At 70.1% G+C, this 5,561-nt stretch carries 8 protein-coding genes; 4 read left to right on the forward strand and 4 right to left on the reverse strand.

What is annotated here, in order from left to right; all coding sequences use genetic code 11:
* Window positions 1-46: 46 nt before the first annotated feature.
* Genes AX721_RS18005 through pcaF form a run of 3 tightly spaced genes read right to left on the reverse strand, consistent with a single transcriptional unit; the run spans window position 47 to window position 3,065 of the window.
* Window positions 47-1,195 (reverse strand): acyl-CoA dehydrogenase family protein, encoded by a 1,149-nt coding sequence (locus tag AX721_RS18005; protein ID WP_068877361.1) that lies wholly within the window; start codon window positions 1,193-1,195, stop codon window positions 47-49.
* A gap of 14 nt (window positions 1,196-1,209) precedes the next feature.
* Complete coding sequence (locus tag AX721_RS18010; RefSeq protein WP_068877362.1) at window positions 1,210-1,851, reverse strand: hypothetical protein; 642 nt, start codon at window positions 1,849-1,851, stop codon at window positions 1,210-1,212.
* Between the two features lie 5 nt (window positions 1,852-1,856).
* The gene (gene pcaF, locus AX721_RS18015) at window positions 1,857-3,065 is read right to left on the reverse strand and encodes a 3-oxoadipyl-CoA thiolase (protein ID WP_068877363.1); all 1,209 of its coding nucleotides are present in this window, start codon (window positions 3,063-3,065) and stop codon (window positions 1,857-1,859) included.
* Between the two features lie 162 nt (window positions 3,066-3,227).
* Between pcaF and AX721_RS18020 the strand changes: the two genes are divergently transcribed.
* The 4 genes from AX721_RS18020 to AX721_RS18035 all read left to right on the forward strand — a co-directional run bounded on the left by AX721_RS18020 (window position 3,228) and on the right by AX721_RS18035 (window position 5,199).
* The gene (locus AX721_RS18020; RefSeq protein WP_068877364.1) at window positions 3,228-3,698 is read left to right on the forward strand and encodes a PaaI family thioesterase; all 471 of its coding nucleotides are present in this window, start codon (window positions 3,228-3,230) and stop codon (window positions 3,696-3,698) included.
* A gap of 19 nt (window positions 3,699-3,717) precedes the next feature.
* Window positions 3,718-4,188, forward strand: a complete 471-nt coding sequence (locus AX721_RS18025) for a GFA family protein (protein WP_068877365.1) — start codon at window positions 3,718-3,720, stop codon at window positions 4,186-4,188.
* Window positions 4,189-4,260: 72 nt separating this feature from the next.
* The gene (locus AX721_RS18030) at window positions 4,261-4,689 is read left to right on the forward strand and encodes a DUF2147 domain-containing protein (RefSeq protein WP_068877366.1); all 429 of its coding nucleotides are present in this window, start codon (window positions 4,261-4,263) and stop codon (window positions 4,687-4,689) included.
* A 51-nt stretch (window positions 4,690-4,740) separates the two neighbouring features.
* Entirely contained in the window at window positions 4,741-5,199 is a 459-nt protein-coding gene (locus AX721_RS18035; RefSeq protein ID WP_068877367.1) for a GNAT family N-acetyltransferase, read from the forward strand.
* 6 nt (window positions 5,200-5,205) lie between these two features.
* Here AX721_RS18035 and AX721_RS18040 read toward each other — a convergent pair.
* On the reverse strand, window positions 5,206-5,561 hold a 356-nt coding region (locus AX721_RS18040; protein WP_231754738.1), incomplete at its 5' end, for a methyl-accepting chemotaxis protein.

Below are 5,561 nucleotides of genomic sequence, written 5' to 3' on the forward strand. Positions count from 1 at the left end.
GCGGCTAAGTCTCACCAACCGGCCCGCCGGTCCACGATTTTCGCGCCTAGCCGCCCCGCTTCATCGTCTCGCGCGCGATGATCACCTGCTGGATCTGGCTGGTGCCCTCGTAGATCCGGAAGATCCGGACGTCGCGGTAGAAGCGCTCGATGCCGTACTCGGCGATGTAGCCGGCGCCGCCGAAGATCTGCACGGCCTTGTCGGCCACGCGGCCCACCATCTCGGAGGCGAAGTACTTCGCCGCGGCGCCTTCCATGGTGACGTTCTGCCCGGCGTCGCGCTTGCGGGCGGTCTCCATGGTGAGCGCCCTTGCCGCCAGGGCTTCTGTCTTACAGTCCGCGATCATGCCCTGGACCAGCTGGAAGCCGCTCAGCGACTGGCCGAACTGCTTGCGCTCGGCGGCATAGGCCACGCTGTCGGCGATCAGGCGCTCGGCGACGCCGACGCAGAGGGCGGAGATGTGCAGCCGGCCCTTGTCGAGCACCTGCATGGCCACCTTGAACCCCTCGCCCTCGGCGCCGATGCGGTTCTCGGCCGGCACCCGGACGTTGTCGAAGATGACGTCGCAGACGTGGGCGCCCTGCTGGCCCATCTTCTTCTCGGGCTTGCCGACGCTGAGGCCGGGCAGGTCGCGGGGCACCAGGAAGGCTGAGACGCCGCCGGCGCCCGGCTTCGAGGGATCGCTGCGGGCCATGACCGTGAAGAGGTCCGCCTTGTTGGCGTTGGTGATGTAGCGCTTGGCGCCGTTCATGACGTAGTGGTCCCCGTCGCGGATGGCGCGGGTCTGCACGGCGGCGCTGTCGGAACCGGCCTCGGGCTCGGTCAGGGCGAACGAGGTGATGATGTCGCCCGACGCGATGCCGGGCAGGTATTTCTGCTTCTGCGCCTCGGTGCCGAACATCACCAGGGCCTGGGAGCCGATGCCCACATTGGTGCCGAAGGTCGACCGGAACGCCGGGCTGGTGCGGCCCAGCTCGATGACCACCAGGCACTCCTCCTCCATGGAGAGCTCGAGACCGCCGTAGGCTTCCGGGATCGACAGGCCGAAGAGGCCCAGCGCCTTCATTTCCTCGACCACGTCCTCGGGCATGGCGTCGTCCTCCGCCACCTTGGCCTCGAGCGGACGCAGGCGTTCGCTGACGAAGCGGCGGACGGTGTCGATGAGCTGGTCGCGGGTCTCGGCGTCGAGCGCCATGGTGGCAGTTCCCCTTACTTGCAGGCCCTGGCGGCCGCTGTCTGTTTGAAGCGTTGCAGGCCCACCGCCACCACCGGCCGTGGCCAGGTCTCGGTGCGCACGGCGCCCGGCGCCACGGCGCAGATCGGCGCCGGCTCGGGCGTCACCTTGCCCTGACGCAGGATCAGGGCGATGGCGTTGTAGTCGATGGCCTGGTCGGTCTGGTTCCAGACCTTGAGCACCGTGGCGCGCTTCTGGGCCGAGCCGTCCAGCGCCGCCGCGATCTGGCCCTCGGCCGGCGCTTCGAAGGTCTCGGCGACGGCGCCTTCCGGATGGGCGTCCGCCAGCTGCCCGTCCTCCACCCGCTCCAGCACCGGCAGGCCTTCCTCGTCCAGGCGGAACACGGCCCGCTGTCCCAGCACCACCTGCACCGTCCCGTCCTGCACCTGGGTCTTCGGCTCGACCGTGATCGCCTTCGCCGCGGCTACGGCGGCGGGCGCGGTGGTCGTCTCGTCAGCCCGCTTCGCCGCGGGTGGAATCTCGACCTGCTGCTCGTCCAGGCCAGGCAAGGGGTCGGCGCTCACCGGCCGCTCCTTCGGCGCGGTCTGCACGGGGCCGTCGTCGGGCGGCGCCGGCTGCGCCGCCAGCGCCAGCGCCAGGAGGACCGAGGCGAGCACCGGGCTCAGGCCTTGGCGAGCGCCAGGGCCGATCCCTGCCCGACGCCGACGCACATGGTGGCCAGGGCCCGCGCCGCGCCCCGCTCCTGCAGAGCGCGCGCGGCCGTGAGCGCCAGCCGCGCGCCCGAGGCGCCCAGGGGATGGCCGATGGCGATGGCGCCGCCGTGCGGGTTCACATGCTCGGCGTCGTCCGCCAGGCCCCAGGCGCGGGTGCAGGCCAGGGCCTGGGCGGCGAAGGCCTCGTTCAGCTCGACTACGTCGAAGTCGCGCGGGGTGATCCCGAGGCGGGCGGTCAGCTTGTCCACCGCCGGCACGGGGCCGACGCCCATCACCCGCGGCGCCACCCCGCCCGATGCTCCGCCCTCGATGCGGGCGATGGGCTCCAGACCGTATTTCCGGACCATCTCTTCCGAGGCCAGGATCAGGGCCGCCGCGCCGTCGTTGACGCCCGAGGCGTTGCCGGCGGTGACGGTGCCGTCCTCGCGGACGATGGGCTTCAGCGCCTGCAGCGCGGCCAGGGTGGTGTCGGGCCGCGGATGCTCGTCTTGAGCGACCACCACCTCGCCCTTGCGGTCCTTGATGGTCACGGGCGCGATCTCGCCGTCGAAGAAGCCGCGGTCGCGGGCCTTGCCCACCCGCTGCTGGCTGCGGAAGGCGAAGGCGTCCTGGTCGTCGCGGGCGATCTGGTAGTCGGTGGCCACGTTCTCGGCCGTCTCCGGCATGGCGTGGGTCCCGTACTGCTTCTGCATCTGGGGGTTCACGAACCGCCAGCCGATGGTGGTGTCGAAGATCTCGGCGCTGCGCGAGAAGGCGCTGTCGGCCTTGCCCATCACGAAGGGCGAGCGGGTCATGCTCTCGACCCCGCCGGCGATCACAAGGTCGTTTTCGCCAGTGGCGATCGAGCGGGCGGCCGTGATGGTCGCATCCAGGCCGGAAGCGCAGAGGCGGTTGACCGTCATGCCCGGCACGCTCTCCGGCAGGCCCGCCAGCAGCAGCGCCATCCGCGCGACGTTGCGGTTGTCCTCGCCGGCCTGGTTGACGCAGCCGTAGACCACCTCGTCGACCTCCGCCCAGTCGATCTGGGGAAAGCGGCCCATCAGCACCTTGAGCGGATGCGCCGCCAGATCGTCGGCGCGCACCTTGGCCAGGGCCCCGCCGTAGCGGCCGATCGGGGTTCGGGCGCCTGCGCAGAGATAGACGGTCCGGCCTTGCATGGTGCGTCCTCGATCGGGTCAGAAGCGGGGCGGCAAACTAGTGTTCGAATGTCCGGTCGGCAAACCCTTAGGGCTGGGCGCCGGCGTTACGGAAGCTTCCCCATTCCGCGGCCCCATGCTTAGACGCCCAGCCTTGAAGGGTTGGGTGAGGATTCCAGACGCATGGACGGCGGCGATGAAGACGAAGGCAGCTACGGCTCGAAGCTGACGCAGGTGACCGACGGCGAATGGGCCGGGTGGTCCTGGTACCCCGGCGGCGATCCGTTCGAGGATCTGGCGGGGCCGTTCTATTTCCGGATCGACGAGCAGGGCCCGGTCTGCGCCTTCAAGGTGGAGAAGAAGCATCTGAACGGCGGCGCCTTCCTGCACGGCGGCTGCTTCATGACCTTCGCCGACTTTTCGCTGTTCGTGATCGCCCGGGAGGCGCTGAGCGAACAGCATGCGGTCACCGCGACGTTCAACTGCGAACTTGTGGGCGCGGCCTACGAGGGCCAGGTGATCGAGTGCCGGGGCGACATCGTGAAGAACACCCGCAGCATGGTGTTCGTCCGGGGCCTCATGAAGGTGGCGGGCGAGACGGTCATGAGCTTCTCGTCGGTCCTGAAGAAGCGGGGTCCGCGGAACGCGGCCTGAAGAAGCGGAGGCGCGGACGATGAGCGACTGGAACCTGCCCTGGCGCGGCGCGTGCCGTTGCGGCCAGGTGAAGCTGAAGGTCAGCGCCCCGCCGCTGCTGACGATGGCCTGCCACTGCACCGGCTGCCAGCGGATGACGGCCAGCGCCTTCTCCCTCAGCGTCGCCGTGCCGACCGCCGGTTTCGAGGTGACCGCGGGCGAGCCGGTGATCGGCGGACTGCATGGCGACGACGTCCACCACTACTTCTGCCCCCGCTGCATGAGCTGGCTCTTCACCAAGCCCCAGGCGGTCGGTTGGATGGTCAACGTGAGGGCCACGATGCTGGACGGCGCCCCGGGCTCGGAGCCTTTCCTGGAGACCTACACCTCCGAGAAGCTTCCGTGGGTGACGACGCCCGCGCAGCACAGCTATCCCCGGTTCCCCGAGTTCGACGAGTACGCCGCCCTCACCCAGGCCTTCGCCCGATATCATGCGAAAAGCGCGACATAGCGGCGCTCGCCCTAGCTTCGCCCCACATCTCGCCTACATGGGCGCGAGCAGGGACGCTCCCCAAGGATGACTATGAAGAACCTTTCCGCCCTCGCCGGCCTGGCGATCGCCACCGGCCTGGCCCTCGCTTCGAACGCCGCCGCCCAGCCGGCGGCCGGCGTCGAGGGCGTCTGGCGCAACCCCAAGAATTCCGTCCACGTGAACATCAAGCCCTGCGGCCAGAAGCTGTGCGGCTACGTGGTCTGGGCCAGCGAGGACGCCAAGGAGGACGCCCGCAAGGGCGGCACCGAGAACCTCGTCGGTCTTCAACTGCTGCGCGACTTCGGCCCCGAGAAGCCCGGCGTGTGGAAGGGCAAGGTCTTTGTCCCCGACCTGCGCGCCACCTTCGCGGGCCGCGCCGAACTGGTCGACGCCAACACCCTGCGCGCGCGCGGCTGCCTGGTGGCCGGCGTGTTCTGCAAGGGCCAGACCTGGCGCCGCATCGGCAGCGCCGCCGACTGAAGCTCGGCCGCTGGGCTTGCCTTGCGGCCCGGCCGATACGAAGCAGGCCGGATGACGGACCTCTCGCCGCTCACGCCCGCCGACATCCCCGAGGTGATGCGCATCGAACGCACGCCCGGCTACGACGCCGTGGTCGGGCGCTTCGAGGCGGATGAGCACGCGGCGCAGATGGCGTCGCCCACCGTGCGTTACGTCGGCATCCGCGACGGCGACGGCCTGGCGGGGTTCGTCATCCTGCAGACGTTCGACCAGCCCACGGTCCTGCTCCGGCGCATCGCCGTCAGCGAAGTCGAACGGGGCGTCGGGTCGCGGCTGGTGCGCGAGGTGACGGACTGGGTGTTCCAGACCACCCCCGCCATCGCCCTGAGGCTGGAGGTTTCCGTGAACAACCCGCGCGCCCGCCACGTCTACGAACGGGAAGGTTTCCGCGAGTACGACGCCGATGCGGTCCACCACTTCATGCGGATACCCCGCGAGCGGTGGGCGGACCTGCGCGACCTCGGCGCCTGAGCCGGCTCAGGCGGCTCGTCGGCGGGCCTCGGCGGCCTCCACCCGGAAGCGCGCGACCATGTCCTGCAAGGCCTCGGCTTCGCGGGCCAGGGCCTGGCTGGCGGCCGTGGATTCCTCGACCATGGCGGCGTTCTGCTGGGTGACGCGGTCCATGTCGTTCACCGCCGCGTTCACCTGCTGAAGCCCCGTCGCCTGTTCCTGGGCCGAGGCGGCGATCTCGTTCACCACCGCGTTGATCTCGGCGACCCGCGCCACGATGCCTTCCAGCGCCGCGCCCGTTTCGCGGACCAGGTTGACCCCCGCGCCCACCTGCTGCGAGGAGGCCGAGATCAGGGCCTTGATCTCCTTGGCCGCTTCGGCCG

Origin of the sequence: Phenylobacterium sp. CCH9-H3, assembly GCF_001557235.1 — a bacterium.
Lineage (GTDB): Bacteria > Pseudomonadota > Alphaproteobacteria > Caulobacterales > Caulobacteraceae > Phenylobacterium.